Source organism: Laribacter hongkongensis DSM 14985, from assembly GCF_000423285.1.
GTDB classification, from domain to species: Bacteria; Pseudomonadota; Gammaproteobacteria; order Burkholderiales; family Aquaspirillaceae; genus Laribacter; species Laribacter hongkongensis.
Map to the genome: position 1 here is coordinate 52,007 of NZ_KE383998.1, position 16,858 is coordinate 68,864.

Annotated in this window: 14 protein-coding genes; 7 read left to right on the forward strand and 7 right to left on the reverse strand. The window is 64.8% G+C overall.

Annotated features, from left to right (window positions below):
• Positions 1-63 precede the first annotated feature (63 nt).
• The 4 genes from G542_RS0115190 to G542_RS0115205 all read left to right on the forward strand — a co-directional run bounded on the left by G542_RS0115190 (position 64) and on the right by G542_RS0115205 (position 2,599).
• Positions 64-870, forward strand: coding sequence for a hypothetical protein (locus tag G542_RS0115190; protein ID WP_027824552.1), 807 nt, complete (start codon positions 64-66; stop codon positions 868-870).
• Positions 871-940: 70 nt separating this feature from the next.
• Positions 941-1,327, forward strand: coding sequence for a hypothetical protein (locus tag G542_RS17730; protein WP_012698084.1), 387 nt, complete (start codon positions 941-943; stop codon positions 1,325-1,327).
• A 5-nt stretch (positions 1,328-1,332) separates the two neighbouring features.
• Positions 1,333-2,037, forward strand: coding sequence for a C39 family peptidase (locus G542_RS0115200; protein WP_034986176.1), 705 nt, complete (start codon positions 1,333-1,335; stop codon positions 2,035-2,037).
• Positions 2,038-2,053: 16 nt separating this feature from the next.
• Positions 2,054-2,599, forward strand: coding sequence for a hypothetical protein (locus G542_RS0115205; protein WP_027824553.1), 546 nt, complete (start codon positions 2,054-2,056; stop codon positions 2,597-2,599).
• A gap of 33 nt (positions 2,600-2,632) precedes the next feature.
• On the opposite strand, the gene G542_RS0115210 is transcribed toward G542_RS0115205, so the two are convergent.
• On the reverse strand, positions 2,633-3,955 hold the full coding sequence (locus G542_RS0115210) for a DNA-binding protein (RefSeq protein ID WP_156092921.1): 1,323 nt from the start codon (positions 3,953-3,955) through the stop codon (positions 2,633-2,635).
• A 149-nt stretch (positions 3,956-4,104) separates the two neighbouring features.
• Positions 4,105-4,821: a ribonuclease PH gene (gene rph / locus G542_RS0115215; RefSeq protein WP_027824555.1), complete on the reverse strand. Its 717-nt coding sequence runs from the start codon at positions 4,819-4,821 to the stop codon at positions 4,105-4,107.
• Between the two features lie 107 nt (positions 4,822-4,928).
• Between rph and G542_RS0115220 the strand changes: the two genes are divergently transcribed.
• Positions 4,929-6,761, forward strand: coding sequence for a GGDEF domain-containing protein (locus G542_RS0115220; protein WP_027824556.1), 1,833 nt, complete (start codon positions 4,929-4,931; stop codon positions 6,759-6,761).
• Here G542_RS0115220 and ylqF read toward each other — a convergent pair whose 3' ends face one another.
• The gene (gene ylqF / locus G542_RS0115225; RefSeq protein ID WP_012698090.1) at positions 6,762-7,730 is read right to left on the reverse strand and encodes a ribosome biogenesis GTPase YlqF; all 969 of its coding nucleotides are present in this window, start codon (positions 7,728-7,730) and stop codon (positions 6,762-6,764) included.
• Positions 7,731-8,085: 355 nt separating this feature from the next.
• Here ylqF and G542_RS0115230 point away from each other — a divergent pair, with 355 nt between their 5' ends.
• Complete coding sequence (locus tag G542_RS0115230) at positions 8,086-9,495, forward strand: cryptochrome/photolyase family protein (RefSeq protein ID WP_027824557.1); 1,410 nt, start codon at positions 8,086-8,088, stop codon at positions 9,493-9,495.
• A 68-nt stretch (positions 9,496-9,563) separates the two neighbouring features.
• On the forward strand, positions 9,564-10,679 hold the full coding sequence (gene nemA, locus G542_RS0115235) for an N-ethylmaleimide reductase (protein ID WP_027824558.1): 1,116 nt from the start codon (positions 9,564-9,566) through the stop codon (positions 10,677-10,679).
• Here the strand turns inward: nemA and G542_RS17270 are convergent.
• The 4 genes from G542_RS17270 to G542_RS17735 all read right to left on the reverse strand — a co-directional run bounded on the left by G542_RS17270 (position 10,643) and on the right by G542_RS17735 (position 16,788).
• Positions 10,643-12,460 carry a SulP family inorganic anion transporter gene (locus G542_RS17270; RefSeq protein ID WP_081666882.1) on the reverse strand — a complete coding sequence of 606 codons (1,818 nt, stop codon included), beginning with the start codon at positions 12,458-12,460 and terminating at the stop codon, positions 10,643-10,645. The genes nemA and G542_RS17270 overlap by 37 nt on opposite strands.
• A 595-nt stretch (positions 12,461-13,055) precedes the next feature.
• Positions 13,056-13,631, reverse strand: a complete 576-nt coding sequence (locus tag G542_RS0115245) for a lysophospholipid acyltransferase family protein (protein WP_027824559.1) — start codon at positions 13,629-13,631, stop codon at positions 13,056-13,058.
• An 85-nt stretch (positions 13,632-13,716) separates the two neighbouring features.
• On the reverse strand, positions 13,717-15,669 hold the full coding sequence (locus tag G542_RS0115250) for a peptidase U32 family protein (protein WP_027824560.1): 1,953 nt from the start codon (positions 15,667-15,669) through the stop codon (positions 13,717-13,719).
• A 75-nt stretch (positions 15,670-15,744) separates the two neighbouring features.
• Positions 15,745-16,788 (reverse strand): sensor domain-containing diguanylate cyclase, encoded by a 1,044-nt coding sequence (locus G542_RS17735; protein WP_081666883.1) that lies wholly within the window; start codon positions 16,786-16,788, stop codon positions 15,745-15,747.
• Between the last annotated feature and the right edge of the window lie 70 nt (positions 16,789-16,858).

The following is a 16,858-nucleotide window of genomic DNA, read 5'->3' on the forward strand; positions in this document are numbered from 1 at the left end:
CTTTGCCATCGCTGCCCTGCCCCGGTCGGGGTTTTCGATCCATGTGCAACAGGAGACACCCTCATGAACAAGCTCACCCTTGCAGCTGCCATCGCCATGATCTTTGCCGCACCGGCATTCGCCGACCAGCCGCCTGCTCCAGCCGCCAGCGATACGGTCGGCGCCACCACAGGTGGCGCCGCAGCCAACCAGGGAGCCACCTCGACAGCCACCTCCACTACCCAGTCGAACAACAGCCTGAGCGACTCCTCGACCAACGGCTCCTACAACACCTCCAGCCTCAGCAGCACCAAAACCAATTCGTCCACCAACGATTCAAACAACACCAGCACGTCCACCGACACCCATACCAAGGACTCGTTCAACACGGCCAACCTGAACAGTACCAAGACCAACTCGTCTACCAACGATTCCAACAACACCAGTACCAATACATCCACCAACACGTCGACCAGCAACAAGAATTCGTTCAATACCGCCAACCTCAGCAGCACCTCGACCAAGACCAACGCCTCGACCAACGACTCCTACAACACTTCGACCTGGAACAAGGATTCGTTCAATACCGCCAACCTCAGCAACACCTCGACCAAGACCAACGCATCGACCAACAACTCCTACAACCAGGATGACCACAGCTACACGGCCACCTGGGTTGCCTCCAATCTCAGTGGTGCAGTTGCAGGAGTATCCATCAATGCAGGCAGCGGGCATGGAGGCAACCAGCCGGCCGTCCTGACCGGCAACAACGGTGTCGACAACGGTTCGCTGGCCAATTCCGCCGGCATTACCCAGGTCTCGCTCAACTCGGGCGTCAGCGCCCAGGTGCAGCAATCGGTCAACGTACAAGCCAATCTGGCCGTGCACTAAGGCTTCCGCTGCCCCGTCACCAGGACAAGGCGTACCGGCAAGCCGGTACGCCGCACGGAGGTCCGGCACCATGACACTTGTTCGTCTCCTAATGGGTCTCGGTCTGGCCCTGCCCGTCACGCTGGCGTGGGCAGCGGACCCGGTCGCAGCACCTTCCGCCATGGCGGCAACTTCCGACACGGTCGTGTTCGCCCAGGCCGACGGTCGTCCGGTCGACGACCTGGCCAGCCTCACCGGCCAGTCAGGCAACCTGACCGACCAGGTACGCTTCGTCAGCAACCAGGCAGACCTGGAAGCCAGTGTCGGCAATGGCCAGTTCAGCCATGTCGTCACCGGCCTGAACCAGATTGCAACCGGCGGGCTGGCGGGCATGAACGGTATCGGAACGGTGGTACAGAACAGCGGCAACCAGGTGGTGATCCAGAACTCGACCATCCTGAACGTGTCGCTTTTCTGAGGAGAATGCGTGTGGCAACACTTGGCCATCTGGTCTGCGCCGCTCTGGCGGCGCCTTTTTTTCTTGCGGGACTGGCGCAGGCCGATACCCTGGGCGCCCCGCTGGGAAGTCTGGGCGCAACCCAGGTGAGGGTGGAAAGCCTGAAAGAGCGCGCATTCCGCTATACCGTTCGCCAGCAATACGATTTCAGTTGCGGCTCGGCTGCCCTTGCGACCTTGCTGACTTATCACTACGCCACGCCAACGGACGAGGAGGACACCTTCAAGGCCATGTTTGATGCCGGTGACCAGGAGCGCATCCGGCAAGTGGGATTCTCCATGGCCGACATGAAACGCTATCTGGCCAGCCACGGCTTTGATGCCAACGGTTTCGAGGTATCACTGGACACGTTTGCCAGTGCCGGCATTCCGGCCATTGTCCTGATCGACAACGGTGGCTACCGCCATTTTGTCGTACTCAAGGGCATGGTCGGCAACAAGGTCCTGCTCGGTGATCCGGCACTGGGCCTGCGGATCATGCCGCGCGACGAATTCGAACAGACATGGGGCAAGGTGGTGTTCATCATCACCAACCGCAAAAGCCTCGGCCAGCAGCACTTCAACCAGACTGGCGAATGGCAGGTCCGCCAGTCCGCCCCGTTGGCCCTGTCGCGCTTCGATCCTTCGTTTGCCAATACCAGCGTGCTGATGCGCGGCCCCAACGATTTCTGAGCGCGAGGAACAAGTCATGCGTGCCATTCCTGCATTGGGTGTTTCCTTGTGCATCCTGACAAGCCCGTTACCGGTACATGCTGCTGAAGCCTGGCTGCCGGCGGACAGCGACCGGGTGGAACTGGCGGCTCCGGCACTGGCTGGCGGGCAGCTGGATGAATTGCGTGGCGGCTTTCAGATACCGGGTGGCCAGACCTTCGCTTTCGGGCTGGAGCGTACGGTACTGGTCGACGGCACCACCGTCGCCATGCAGCGCCTGTCGATCCCCGACATCGGTGCTGCGATAGCACAGGGAACACAGGCGAAGTGGATCGTGACCAACCCGGGTGGCAGCGCAATCACCAGCCTTGCCAACGGTGCTTTGCAAAGTGCACTGACCCAGGCCGGCACCACCATCCTGAGCAGCAGCCAGCAACCCTTGCTGGTGGTCCAGAATGCGGTGGACAACCGGCTGATCCAGACGCTGACCACCATCAGCGTGGCGGTTCCCAGCCTCTCGGCTTACCAGAACATGCGCCTGATGGAGGGCGTACGGAACGCTACGGTGCTGACGCTGCACTGATCAGGGCCAGCACGCTGGCTGGCCCGTCATGGCTCAGAAAGTGATGGGGGCCCGCAGTGTCAGCTGGACTCCGGGCGAATCCTGGGTCGTACCAATGCCCAGTGTCAGGTTGACGGCGCTGGATTTGGTCAGCCGGTAGGCATACCCGAGTTGCAGCATGCCGACCTGTACCGCATAGGCATCCACCGGCGTCACGCCATTAACCTTGCTCTTGCCGATGTAGTTATGGTCATAAGCAATGCTGAAAGATGAGCGGTCGTTGATGGCCACCCCCATGCCGAAGTTCACCTCTACGACATCACCGGGATCAACCGTGCCGATCAGCGTTGCCTGGCAGGGCATGCTGCTGTTGGCATCCACTTTCACGCACTGGACCTTGTTGACACTGGCTTTCTGGTTCCATGTGTAGCTGAGCGTGCCAAAGAACACGGCGGGGTCAGACGGCAGAATGGCCGAAGCGCCGAACTGGTAGCCCCAGAAGCCGGAACCGGTCGGCAGTTCGGTCTGGTACTGGAAGTTGTCCTGGGTGACATAGTTGACATCGAACGGTCCCTTGCCGGTGTTCGACTTCACCCGCAGGTTGCCGATGTAGTACGGCCCGCCATCCACCGGCTGGTTGAACTGGTAACGCAGCGCCACTTCTGCATCACCGATGCCTTTGCCGCTGGTATTGAAGATCTGGTCGTTTGATGACCCTGTGGCCAGTGCCCGCTGGAGCGAATTCTCCGACTGCCAGACATAAGGCAGGCGCCCCTCCACCTCCAGCCGGTTGGTAATGCCGTAACGGCCGGCAATGCTGCCGATCCACGAACTGCGGTTAACCCGCCGCACGTCGATCAGGCCAATGGTAATGGCTGGAATGATGGTGTAACCCAGCAAGGCCACCCGGTCGGAACTGGAATAGGAATACTGCAATGAAGGCTCCAGTACAAAACGGCCCTTGGGCGTCAGCACGCCGGGGACGTCCAGTGCCTGGGCCACGTCCTGCGTGCGTGACTGGGTCGCCGGGTTGCTGGAAACCGGAGTGGAGCTGATGGCCGGCCCGCCGGCAGGACCGGTACTGGCCACCGCAGCCGGAGCCCCCACGACCAGACCGTCAGGCGAAGCGCTGACCCGGGGGGGCGGAGGCGGGGGTGGCCGCTGTCCGAGCTGGGCTTCCAGCTGGTCGATCCGCGCCTGCTGGCTGGCCAGCTGCTTTTCGGTGGCAGAGCGATACTGCGACCACTCGCGCTGCATCTGTTTGAGCTGTTCGGCCAGACTCCCCGACGGTACCTCCGGCGCCGCCATGGCCAGACCGGCCAGCAGCCAGCCCGCTGCACCGAGGGCGGCGGGCAAGGGTTTGCATACGAATGACAAGACGTACTCCCCAGATAAAACCTGCAATGCACAAGAATCCACGCATTCGGTTTAGGAGAGATAAGCTGCCCCCGCTACGCAATTGACATTGATGTTGCAAAAAAGCCGCGCCATGTCATGGCGCGGCCACATCACAAAACCGGCAGGACTCAGGGCTGGCGCGCCGCCTGCTGCAAGCCGACAATCGCGCGGATACCCTCGTCCGCCAGCGCCAGCAGTGCCTGCATGTCCTCGCGTGAAAACGGTACACCTTCGGCCGTTCCCTGGATTTCGACAAACCCGCCCTGCCCTGTCATCACCACGTTCATGTCGGTATCGCACCCCGAATCCTCGGTGTAATCGAGGTCCAGCACCGGCTGCCCGTCGACCATGCCGACCGACACCGCCGCCACATGGTCACGCAACGGATTCTCCGTCAGCAGCCCCTTGGCCATCAGCCCGTCAATGGCATCAGCCAGCGCCACCCAGGCACCGGAAATGCTGGCTGTGCGCGTACCGCCATCGGCCTGGATCACGTCACAATCGACGACGATCTGCCGCTCTCCGAGCTTTTGCAGGTCCACCACGGCCCGCAGGCTGCGGCCGATCAGGCGCTGGATTTCCTGCGTACGGCCGGACTGTTTGCCGCTGGCGGCCTCGCGCCGCATCCGGCTGTGGGTCGAGCGCGGCAGCATGCCGTATTCTGCCGTGACCCAGCCCTGCCCCTTGCCTTTCAGAAAGCCCGGCACCGACTCTTCCACCGTCGCCGTGCAGATCACTTTGGTATCGCCAAACTCGACCAGCACCGAACCTTCGGCATGGCGGGTGTAGTGGCGGATGAAACGGACAGGCCGCAGCTCGCTGGCGGCACGTTGCGAAGGACGCATGGGACTCTTTCGGATAAAGGCGGAATTCAGGCCGGCATTGTAGCGCCGGCTGTCACGGGACTGTCACACCGTGTCAGGACAATCCCCGTCATCCGGAACCACCGCCGATGGCAAGCCTGCTGCGCATGATCCCCTACCGATGGCCCGAGCTGCCCGATCCCGCCCCGCCAGCCGGTGCCGATGCCGTCCTGTACGGCCAGTTGGCCGGCATCCTGCGGCAGCAATCGCTCCAGCCGCATTTCCAGCCCATCATCCATCTGGGCAGCGGCGACCTGCTGGGCCACGAAGGACTGATCCGCGGCCCGGCTGGCTCACCCCTGCATGCCCCGCTGGCCCTGTTTGCCGCAGCAGAATCCTGCGGCCTGCTGGCACCGCTGGAACGTGCCTGCCGGCGCCGCCACGTCACCGGCTTTCGCACACTGGGCCTGCCCGGCAAGCTGTTTCTCAACGTCAGCCCGGACTGTCTGGCCGCACCGGATTTCCGCTCTGGCGAAACCCTGCAACTCCTGGACGAAATCGGCCTGCCGCCCGCCAGCATCGTGATCGAGCTGACCGAAACCCGCCACACCGGCCGCGCCAGTGCCTTTGCCGAAGCACTGACGTACTACCGGAACATGGGATTCCAGGTGGCACTGGACGATCTGGGCGAGGGGTTTTCCAACCTGCGCCGCTGGGATGAATGGCGACCGGATTTCGTCAAGATCGACAAGTATTTTGTCCAGAACATCCATCTGGACCGGGCGAAGCAACGGTTTGTGCAGTCGATGGTGGAAATCGGCGCCGCAACCGGCTCGCGCCTGATTGCCGAAGGAATCGAAAACGAGGCCGAGCTGGCAACCCTCGGACGGCTGGGCGTCCAGTACGGGCAGGGCTACCTGCTGGGACGCCCCGAGCCCAGCCCGCCGGCCAGCCTGCCCCCGGAGATCCGCATGCTGCTGCAACCCTCCGCCCATCTGCCGCTGCGCCAGCGTGCCACGGCCGGCGAGCTGTGTTTTTCGCCGCCGGTCATGCCACCGGACGCCATCGGTGACCTCGCCTGGCGTGCCTTCGGCTCCGACCCGCACCTGTATGCCATACCGGTGGTCAGTACCGATGGCCGGCCGGTCGGCCTGCTGCGCCGTCATCATGTGCTTGAAACCTTTGCCCGCCCGTTCAGCCACGAGCTGTTCGGCAAGAAGCCATGCGAAGTCCTGATGGACCGCGCCCCGCTGGTGGTGGATGTCGGCCTCAGCCTCGAAGCCCTGTCCAAGCGCATGGTGGCCGCCGAGCAGCGCTACCTGATCGACGGCTTCATCCTGACGCAGGACGACCGCTACGTCGGCATGGGCACCGGCTTCGAGCTGATGAAGCGCATCACCGCCATGCAGATCGCCGCGGCACGCTACGCCAATCCGCTGACCGGCCTGCCCGGCAACGTGCCGATCAACGAAACCATCGACAGCCTGATCGATGCACAGCGCCCCTTCGTGGTGGCCTACGCCGACCTCGACCACTTCAAGCCGTTCAACGACCTCTATGGCTACCACCTGGGCGACGAGCTGATTGCCCTGTGCGGCCAGATACTGGGGCAGCACAGCGATCCGGAAGACGATTTTGTCGGCCATCTGGGCGGAGATGACTTCATCGTCGTGTTGCAGAGCGAGGACTGGCAAAACCGGCTCGGGCAGGCACTCGCCCGCTTTGACGCGGAGGCCCGCGCCTGCTTCCGGCCCGAGCACCTGGAAGCCGGCGGCTACCGCATGGTCGGCCGCAACGGCGAAGCAGCGTTTTTCCCGCTGGTCAGCCTGTCGATCGGCGCTGTCCGTGTCGAGCCGGGACTGTTTCCTGGCCATCACGAACTGGCCGCCAGCGCCTCCGAAGCCAAGAAAATGGCCAAGCGCCTGCCCGGCAGCAGCCTGTTTGTCGAACGCCGCCGGCCGTTTGTTCCGGCCGAAGCCTGATCAGGCTTCGTCGTCTCCGGCCTGTTCTTCATCCAGTGCGGCCAGGCGCTTGTGCTTGCGGGCAGCCCGGCGGGCTTCCTGCGCCAGCCGCTCGGCTTCGCGACGGCGGGCGATTTCGGCCGCCATTTCCTGCCATTCTTCCGGCGTTTCCAGCGACAACCGGCCGATGCGGCCATCGCGGAAATCGTTGAGGATCACCTCGGCAGCTTTTTGTTCGTCAATGCTGCCACCCCGCAGGGCACCGCGCCGGCGGCCGATTTCCTCGAACAGCAGCACGTCGGTCTCGGGCAGGGCCTTGAGGTTGTAGCGGGCCAGCAGGGCGGCCGGGTAGCGCGGCATCAGCAGAGCCAGGAGCTCCAGCGCCACCACGGTTTCGTCCATGGCATTGCGCCCGACTGCGCCGGAGGCCGCCAGGGCATAGCCGCAGCGTTCCAGCTCGATCTTGGGCCACAGCATGCCCGGCGTGTCATAGAGCACCACGCTGTCGGACAGCTGGATGCGCTGCTGCGACTTGGTGATGGCCGGCTCGTTGCCGGTCTTGGCCACTTTCTTGCCCATCAGGCTGTTGATCAGCGTCGATTTGCCGACGTTGGGAATGCCGCACACCACCAGCCGCAGCGGACGGTCGGCCTCGATCACCCGGTTGGGCACCAGCGCGCGGGCCGCATCGATGATCTTGCGCCGCGGATTGGATTCGCTGGTATCCAGCGCAATGGCGCCGGTGTCGGCCTGCGCGGCAAACCAGTCGATCCACTGGCGGGTAACGGCCGGGTCGGCCAGGTCCTGCTTGTTGAGGATTTTCAGCTGCGGTCGCTGCCGTACGGCGGCCAGTTCGGCAATCATCGGGTTGGACGACGACATCGGCAGGCGCGCGTCGCACATTTCGATGATGACGTCGATGTCTTCGAGCTTGTCGGCGAGTTCGCGCCGGGCCTTGTTCATGTGGCCGGGAAACCATTGGATTGCCATGGGTGAAATCCTTGCTGCAATAAGCCGCGCATTGTAGCGCCCGCCGCCCTGGCCGTCCGGCCCGATTCCGGCCTGCAGCATGCCGCTGGTCACCAACGGCATGCCTGACTTGCCATTGGCACAAATTTGTCAGGCACATTGACTGTTATCAAATGAGCCCGGCTTGCTGCTGGCTGCCATGGGTTTATCTCTTTAGACTTATTTTCGTTGTTGAGGGAAGCTGCATAGTTCTTTCGGCAATAATGCGTTTCTTCTCGTGTCGTTTGGAAGCCATTTGCGCCACCTGCCGGGTGGCGCTTTTTTGTGTCCGGAACCGTTACACTGACGACTTTCCCCGATCCGGACCTGGCCTGCCATGCCTTATCCCCGCTCGCTTTGCTGGCTGCGGCGCGACCTGCGGCTGGACGACCACGCCGCCCTCAGTTCGGCGCTGCAACAATCGCGCGAAGTGGTGTGCGTATTCGTGTTTGACCGCGCCATTCTCGACAGTCTGCCGGCGTCCGACCGCCGGGTGGATTTCATCCATCGTTCTCTGTGTGAATTGCAGGCCCGTTTGCAGCAGCATGGCAGCACGCTGGTCTGCCGCTACGGCTGGGCCGACGAAGCCCTGCCGGCCCTGGCTGCCGAACTCGGTGCCCAGGCGGTGTTTGCCGCCCAGGACGACGAGCCGGCCTCCGTCACACGCGACGCCCGGGTCGCCGGACAGCTGGAGCAGGCGGGTTGCATCCTGCATCTCGTCAAGGACCACACCCTCCGTTCCCGTGACGAACTGCTGACCCGCACCGGCACCCCGTTTACCGTCTTTACTCCCTACGCCCGTGCCTGGCTGGCACGCCTGGCACCCGCCGACATGGCCGAGTGGCCGGTGGCGCCTTACCTTGACCGGCTGTGCCCCCTGCCTGCGCAGCCGCTGCCGTCGCTGGCGAGCATGGGTTTTGCCGACACCGGACTGGCGGCGCTGGGCTGGCAGGCCGGCAGCACGGGCGCGCAGGCCGCACTGGCGCAATTCCTGCCCCGGCTGCCGCTTTACCACGAGGAGCGCGACTTTCCGGCGCTCGACGCCACCTCGCGGCTGTCGCCGCACCTGCGGTTCGGCACGCTGTCGGTCCGCCAGCTGGTACGGCTGGCCACGGATGCCGGCCATGAGGGTGCGCAGGCCTGGCTCAACGAGCTGGTCTGGCGCGATTTTTACCACCAGGTGCTCTGGCACCGGCCGCAACTGGCGCAGGGACATGCATTCAAGCCGGTCTACGACCAGCTGGACTGGCCGGGAGAAGCGGACCACTTTGCCGCCTGGACAGAGGGACGCACCGGTTATCCGCTGGTCGACGCTGCCATGCGGCAATTGCGTCAGACTGGCTGGATGCACAACCGCCTGCGCATGATCTGTGCGAGCTTTCTGGCCAAGGACCTGCTGCTGGACTGGCGACTGGGCGAAGCCTGGTTTGCCGAATGCCTGCTGGATTTCGACTTTGCCGCCAACAACGGCGGCTGGCAGTGGGCAGCCTCGACCGGCTGCGATGCCCAGCCGTATTTCCGGATCTTCAATCCGGTCAGCCAGTCCCGGAAATTCGATCCGGACGGCCACTTCATCCGCCACTTCGTACCGGAACTGGCCCGGCTGGACGCCGAGGCCATCCATGCACCGTGGCTGGCCCGCCGGCTGCCACCCGGATTTTCCCCCGGGCACGACTATCCCCTGCCGCTTGTCGACCATGCCCGCCAGCGCGAACGGGCGCTGGCGCTGTACGGACGCGGCGGCTGAACCATGCGCTTGATCATTCTCCGTTTACCTGCATATCCGTACCGTCAATTTCACTGGAGTTCCGTTTCATGCCTGCCGACCGCCTGCTGGCCCCGCTGACTGCCGGGGCCGTTTCGCTTGCCAACCGTATCGTCATGGCCCCGCTGACCCGCGAACGGGCGCACTACCCGGACGACGTTCCCACCGAGCTGATGCGCGAGTACTACTGCCAGCGCGCCGATGCCGGACTGATCATCAGCGAAGGCACGCAAATCTCGCCGTCCGGCAAGGGCTACGCCGACACCCCCGGCATCTACAGCGCCGAACAGGTAGCCGGCTGGCGCCACATTACCGACGCCGTACACCAGCATGGCGGCAAGATGGCTGCCCAGCTCTGGCACGTCGGCCGCATTTCCCATACTTCGCTCCAGCAGGGCAACCTGGCGCCGGTGGCACCATCAGCCCTGATCGCCGCCAGCCGCACCACCGTGCGCCGGGCCGACGGCACGCTGGACCGCGTACCGTGCTCGATGCCGCGCGCGCTGCGCACCGATGAAATCCCGGCCCTGCTCGACGACTACCGCCGGGCCACCGTCAACGCCCGCGAGGCCGGTTTTGACCTGGTGGAAATCCACGCCGCCCACGGCTACCTGCTGCACCAGTTCCTGTCGCCCCACAGCAACCAGCGTACCGACGCCTATGGCGGCAGCCTGGAAAACCGCGCCCGGCTGGTGCTGGAAGTGGTCGATGCCGTCGCCGGCAGCTGGCACGCCGACCGGGTCGGCATCCGTCTGTCGCCACTGGGCATTTTCAACGGCCTTGACGACACCGGCAGCGAGGACATGGCGCTGTATCTGGCCGAACAGCTGTCGCGCCGCGGGATGGCCTACCTGCACCTGTCCGAACCCGACTGGGCCGGCGGACCAGCGCTGACCGACGATTTCCGCCAGCAGCTGCGCCGTCACTACACCGGTACCCTGATTGCCGCCGGTGGCTACGACACCGCCAAGGCCGAACGCCAGCTGGCGGCAGGGCTGATCGACGCCGTGGCCTTCGGCCGTGCCTTCATCGCCAATCCGGACCTCGTCACCCGCCTGAGCCAGGGGCTGCCGCTCAATGCCGTGCAGCAGGCCACGGTCTACGGTGGCGGCGCGGCCGGCTACACCGACTATCCGCGCTGGTCCGGTGCCGCACTGGCCGGCTGATCCGGACGGGGTTGCCCATCCACAACCAAAGCAGGTCCGGCCTGATCCGCCGGACCTGCCGGTGCCTCCGCCTGCCGGCTGGCAGCCTGCAACACCTTGATCGCCCGCTTGAGGGTCGGATACAGCCGTGCCTGCGCCTCGGCCTCGCTCATCGCTCCGCTCGCCCCGAACCAGACCTGCAAATCCCCCAGTCGCCCCGCCAGTGCCATGCGGATACCGCGCCGGTCCAGCTCGGCCATCAGCTGTTCCAGCGTACGCAGGCCGGTGGCATCCACCTGCGTCATCGGCAGCATGTCGATAACGATCCAGCGCACGTCCGGGCCGGCGGTTTCGCACTGGCGCAATACCCGGTGACGGAAATACGGTGCGTTGAAAAACACCAGCGGTGCATTGAAGCGGTAGATCAGCCCGCCGGGCAAAGCCCTGGCATCCGGATGCAGCCGCAGGTCGAAATAGCCAGGCAGCCTGGGGTCCCGCCCCAGCAGCGCATCACTGGGCCGCGCCATCACCCGGATGAAGCGCAACAGCGACAGCCCGATGGCCAGTCCGATACCGTCGATCATGCCGAAAGCCGCCACCCCGGCAGTCGTGACCAGCGACAGGAGGACCGCCATGTGGCTGACGCGCCACAGCTCGCGCATCCCCTTGATGTCGATCATCGACAGCCCGGCCTGCACCAGGATGGCCGCCAGCGCCGCCACCGGTACATAACGCAACGGCCCGGTCAGGAACAGCAGCACCACCGCCATCACCAGCGCCGACACGATCGACACCAGCGGTGTACGCCCTCCCGCCATGTCGCTGACCGCCGTGCGTGAATCGGTGCCGCTGATGGCAAAACTGTTGCCCAGTGCCGCCGCCATGTTGGCATAGCCGATGGCAGCAAACTCGCGTTCCGAATCAATGTCATAACTGCGCTTGCTGGCAAAACTGCGGGCAGTCAGGATGGCGCTGGCAAAACTGATCAGCGCCACGCCGGCCGCCGGCAGCACCAGATGCGGCAGCACGGTCCAGTCCACATGCCACAGGGCACTGCCCGGCCACGGCAGGCCGGCCGGCACCTCGCCCAGCGTACTGACGCCGCGCGCTTCCAGCCCGAGGCCGGAGACCGCCAGCGCGGCCACCACCATCACCAGCAGGGCCGACGGCAGGCGTGGCAGCCAGTGGTGCAGCAACAGCAGGCAGGCCAGGCACAGCATCCCGACCAGCAGCGACAGGCCGTGCCCCTCGCCGCGCAACAAGGGATGCAGCAATTGCAGGAACTGTTCCACGATCGTGCCGGGTGCCAGTGGAATGACCAGCATGGAGGCGGTCTGGCTGACCAGGATCGACAGCGCCACGCCGTGCAAGAAACCGATCAGGATCGGCAGCGACAGGAAATCCGCCAGTTCGCCCAGCCGCAGGCGGCTGCCGAGCAGGCAGAAACCGCCGGCCAGCAGCGTCAGCAACGCTGACAAGGCCAGATAGGCGGGCGAACCGGCCACGGCCAGCGGCGCCAGAATGGCGGCCAGCAATGCGCAGGTGGCAGCATCCGGGCCGACGATCATCTGCCGTGACGAGCCGAAAATGGCGTAGGCCACCGGTGGCAGGATCGACGCATACAGCCCCACCACCGGCGGAAAACCGGCCAACTGGGCATAGGCCACCCCCACCGGCAGGGCGACAGCCGCCACCGACAGCCCGGCCCGCAGGTCGCCCGGCAGGTCAGCGAGGTGGTAATGCAGCAGGCTGGACAGGTTGGGAAAGCGGGCCTCGTTCGACGGCGCAGGCACGGGCGTCATGCGGCCCTCCGGTGGCAGATGCAATGCGCTCAATATAGACAAGCATCATGTCGCGGCAGGCTGCCCGCCCCCGGTTCCGGACAGCCCGGCCTGATCGCCGGCCCGCAATGGCAGCGGCAGCACGCAGGCCCGCCTCGCCGGTTGATCCGGCCGCCGTTTCCGGGGCAGGGGGTTCAACTACCCTGTCCTGAGCCACCGGGTCCGGCAGCATGGTGTTCCCGGTCATGCGAGCCGTTACTCCCCGTCCAGGCATCCGGTGATGCCGGGAGCACGGATATGCCAGAACGCCGGAAAACCCGCGCCGGATGGCCTGAAAGTGATGCCAGAGGTCATGTACGGTCCAGTCGCTCTCCGGCCCGGGGACGCACCCACGCCACCTGTGAGTCATGCCGGGCCTTTCCGCCGGCACCGGCGGTTCAGCCCCATGTGGCGACGCGGGAACTGGTCCGCTGCACATCCTCGCGTACCGGCGGCTCCCATTTCGAGGCTGCACATGCCGGTGCCTGCTGCTGACCGGCCTTTGCAGCTTTCCGGATACCGGTAACCCCCGCTGCAGCAGCAATACGGGGGCGCTGATGAGCGCATCCGGCCGGCTTCAGCTCAGTTCGGCGCGGATACCCTGTTTGCCGGCATAGATGGCACGGATTTTCGGCAGGTCGCCCTCAAGGTCTCCGGTCGGGTAAAACAGCGGCGCGATGCCGACCACCTTGCGCGCACCATCGACATACACCGGCAGCACCGGTACGCCGGCGCGCTGGGCGATGTAGTAAAAGCCGGTTTTCCACTCGCTGACCCGGCTGCGGGTACCTTCGGGCGGAATCGCCAGCACCAGTTCCGGCTGGCGGCCAAAGGCGGTGATCATCTGGCCGACCAGCCCGCCCGGCTTGTCCCGGTTGACCGGAATGCCGCCCAGCCAGCACATCACCGGCCCGGCCAGCCCGCGGAACAGGCTGGATTTGCCCATCCAGTAGATTTTCACGTTGCAGGCAAAGCACACGCCCAGTGCCAGCGGAAAATCCCAGTTGCTGGTATGCGGGGCGCCGATCAGCACGTAACGCGAATCGGCCGGAAACTGCCCCTCGACGCGCCAGCCGCTCAGGCGCAGGCCCACGCGGGCCACCAGCGCCAGCAGGGGCCGCAGGATCGGGGTATCAAAAACGGTGTACTGCATGCAACCTCGTGGAATCAGTCAATGGAGCAGCCGCCAGCCGGCCCCCCGGGCCGGACGGCAGCAATCCAATTCAAAAGCGGCAGGCCTAGCGTGGCCGGACGGGATGGAAGGTGAGCGGGATTTCGGTCGGCGGCGGCGACTTGAGGACGGATTTGCGGATCTTGCCCATCACGTGCATTTCGCACGGCCGGCATTCAAACTTCAGCGTCAGCACTTCGTTGCCGTTGACCAGCGTCATGGGGTCGGCCCGCACCTGTCCCATGACGCCCTGCACGCCCTTGGCCTGCTTCGGACACAGCTCGAAGGCGTAGCGCAGGCAGTGCTTGGTGATCATCAGCGACACCTCTCCGGCTTCCTCGTGCGCCTCGTAGGCGGCGTCGATCAGCCGGACGCCATGGCGGGCGTAGAAGTCGCGGGCGGCCTGATTGTAGACGTTGGCGAGATACGACAGCGTGTCGTCCGGGCAGACGGCCGGCGGTTCGGTGCCGGCCTTGCGCAGCGGTCGTTGCCATGCGGCCAGCCGCGCGGTTTCCAGTGCGGCCAGCACGTCGCGCCGCAGGGCATTCACCTGTCCGCCCGGCACGAACCACGGCTCGCGCAAAAAAAGTTCGATGCCGGCAGCCTCGAACATGGTGTTGCCCAAGCGGGAGAGGTTGTCGCGCAGGCCGGCCTCGGCCCGCGCAGCATCGCGTGCCGGCTCCAGCGGCATGACAAGGTCGCGGCTGGCGCTGATGCCGTCTTCGTCGCTGGCGGTCAGCGTCAGGCCCCGGGCGTTGTCGCGCAGGGTCAGCCACACGCGCACGCGCCGCTCGGCCGATTTCTTGCCCAGTGCCTGCTCCCAGGCATGGTCGCGGTTGCGGTTGACCTGCACGCCGGGCACCAGACCGGCCAGTTCGGCCATCGGCTCGTTCGGCCAGACCCGCCAGCGTCCCTCGCCCAGTGCTTCGACCCGGTTGGCCTGCACGCCGACCACTTCCCGTTTTTTCATGTAGTTGAGGCCGTCGCCATTGGCCATGGCGGCGGAGGTGTCGAGGTCGAACCAGTCCGCGCCGGTGCGGCTGACCGTGCCCAGCGCCACGCCGACGTATTTGGGTGAATCAAAGGCGCCGATGTCGGCCTGCCGTTCGCGGGTGAAGTAGTCGGTGCTGCCGCGGTGGAAGGTTTTGTCCGGGTCGGGCGTAAAAAGATGGGTGGTGCGGCCGCTGGACGCCGGAGCCAGTTCCGGACGGGCCTCGAGGAGGCCGTCCAGCAGTTGCCGGTAGTGGGCGGTGATGTTCTTGACGTAACCGGCATCCTTGTAGCGGCCTTCGATCTTGAACGAGCGTACGCCGGCGTCCACCAGCGCCATCAGGTTGTCCGACTGGTTGTTGTCCTTCATCGACAGCAGGTGCTTGTCGAATGCCACCACCCGGCCGGATTCGTCCTTGAGGGTGTAAGGCAGGCGACAGGCCTGCGAGCAGTCGCCGCGGTTGGCGCTGCGCCCGGTCTGGGCGTGGCTGATGTAGCACTGGCCGGAAAACGCCACGCACAGGGCGCCGTGGATGAAGTATTCCAGCGTGGCCTGCCCGTCGACGGCAGCATGGATGGCGTGGATGTCCTTCAGGCCGAGCTCGCGCGCCAGCACCAGCTGCGAAAAGCCGACGTCGGCCAGGAAACGGGCTTTTTCCGGCGTGCGGATGTCGCACTGGGTCGAGGCATGCAGTTCGATCGGCGGCAGGTCGAGTTGCAGCAGGCCCATGTCCTGCACGATCAGCGCATCCACGCCGGCATCCCACAGCTGCCACACCAGATCGCGGGCTGCTTCCAGCTCGTTGTCGTGGAGGATGGTGTTGAGGGTGACAAAGATGCGGGCGTGGTAGCGATGGGCAAATCCGCACAGTCCGGCAATGTCCGCGACGGAATTGGTGGCATTGTGCCGCGCACCGAAGCCCGGCCCGCCGATATACACGGCATCGGCACCGTGGAGGATGGCCTCCCGGCCGATGTCAGCGGTTTTGGCGGGAGCCAACAGTTCAAGATGATGGGCGGGCAGACTCATGCGGCAACTTCCGGCGGCAACTCACGAAGGGGCGGAAGTATAGCGGAATCAAGGTGCTACGCCAGGATTTGCCGGTTACAGCGCTACCAGGTCACTTCCCGAGGCCAGACGGTAGCAGTTGCGGCCATCACCCTTGGCCTGCAACAGCGCCAGATCGGCGCGGTGCAGCAGTTTTTCGATGCTTTCGTCTTCACGGGAAAGTTCGGCCACGCCGATGCTGATCGAACAGGCTATCTGCTGCCCTTCCCACGGAAACGGCCGCGTGCACATGGCATCGCACAGCTGCTGCGCAACGGCACAGGCCCGGTCGGCCTGCTGGCGCGGCAGGATGACGGCAAACTCTTCGCCACCACAGCGGCCGATGATGTCGCTGCCACGCAACTGTTCGCGCAGGCGGCGTCCTGCTAGCCGCAGCACCTGGTCACCGGCGGCGTGTCCCCAGGTGTCGTTGACCTTCTTGAAGAAATCGATGTCCAGCATCAGCGCCGACAGGGGCGCGCATTCCTGCCGTGTCAGGTCCAGCGCTTCCGACGCCAGCTCGAAAAACACCCCGCGCGAATAAACGCCGGTCAGGCTGTCGTACATCGCCATCTGCCGCAACTGGGCATTGGCCATTTCCAGCTCGGCCGTGCGCAGGGCCACGCGCTGTTCCAGCAGTTCGTTTTCCCGCCGCAGGACTTCCTGGGCCTGCCGCAGCGCAGTGACATCGCGGCTGATGCCCAGAAGGAAGCTGACCCGTCCGTCCGGGCCATGGGCCGGCACCAGCAGGGTCATCCAGTGGTGTACGGCATCGCTGTCGGTCACCGTGCCGGTTTCCTCGTAGGTATACGGCTTGCCGGAGGACACGCACTGCCGGTAACGCTCGAGCACGGTTTCCTGGTACGGCCCGGCAACCAGTTCCCGCACCGGGCGATGACGGGTCTTCCCGGCGGGCAGGCCGATGTAGGACTGCAAGGCCGGATTGCAGTCCTCCAGGATAAAGTCGCCGTCGGCGGTACAGGAAACCAGAAAGATGTGGTCGGGAAACTCCTGCCACAGGCTTTCAAAGACCGACAGGTGGTCTCTCAGTATCTCTGCCCATCCGGCAGGGCTGACAGGCGAAGGGCAAAATTGCAACACGTCAGCTCGCTAGAAATATGCAAAAGAAATATTTTGCCACCAAACCTGATAAACAGAAGGCCCATTCATC

What these genes read in the sequence shown, in the direction of transcription:
- G542_RS0115190 (WP_027824552.1), top strand. Translation starts at nt 64, where the DNA reads ATGAACAAGCTCACCCTTGCAGCTGCCATCGCCATGATCTTTGCCGCA.
- G542_RS17730 (WP_012698084.1), top strand. Translation starts at nt 941, where the DNA reads ATGACACTTGTTCGTCTCCTAATGGGTCTCGGTCTGGCCCTGCCCGTC.
- G542_RS0115200 (WP_034986176.1), top strand. Translation starts at nt 1,333, where the DNA reads ATGCGTGTGGCAACACTTGGCCATCTGGTCTGCGCCGCTCTGGCGGCG.
- G542_RS0115205 (WP_027824553.1), top strand. Translation starts at nt 2,054, where the DNA reads ATGCGTGCCATTCCTGCATTGGGTGTTTCCTTGTGCATCCTGACAAGC.
- rph (WP_027824555.1), bottom strand. Translation starts at nt 4,821, where the DNA reads ATGCGTCCTTCGCAACGTGCCGCCAGCGAGCTGCGGCCTGTCCGTTTC.
- G542_RS0115220 (WP_027824556.1), top strand. Translation starts at nt 4,929, where the DNA reads ATGGCAAGCCTGCTGCGCATGATCCCCTACCGATGGCCCGAGCTGCCC.
- ylqF (WP_012698090.1), bottom strand. Translation starts at nt 7,730, where the DNA reads ATGGCAATCCAATGGTTTCCCGGCCACATGAACAAGGCCCGGCGCGAA.
- G542_RS0115230 (WP_027824557.1), top strand. Translation starts at nt 8,086, where the DNA reads ATGCCTTATCCCCGCTCGCTTTGCTGGCTGCGGCGCGACCTGCGGCTG.
- nemA (WP_027824558.1), top strand. Translation starts at nt 9,564, where the DNA reads ATGCCTGCCGACCGCCTGCTGGCCCCGCTGACTGCCGGGGCCGTTTCG.
- G542_RS17270 (WP_081666882.1), bottom strand. Translation starts at nt 12,460, where the DNA reads ATGACGCCCGTGCCTGCGCCGTCGAACGAGGCCCGCTTTCCCAACCTG.
- G542_RS0115245 (WP_027824559.1), bottom strand. Translation starts at nt 13,631, where the DNA reads ATGCAGTACACCGTTTTTGATACCCCGATCCTGCGGCCCCTGCTGGCG.
- G542_RS0115250 (WP_027824560.1), bottom strand. Translation starts at nt 15,669, where the DNA reads ATGAGTCTGCCCGCCCATCATCTTGAACTGTTGGCTCCCGCCAAAACC.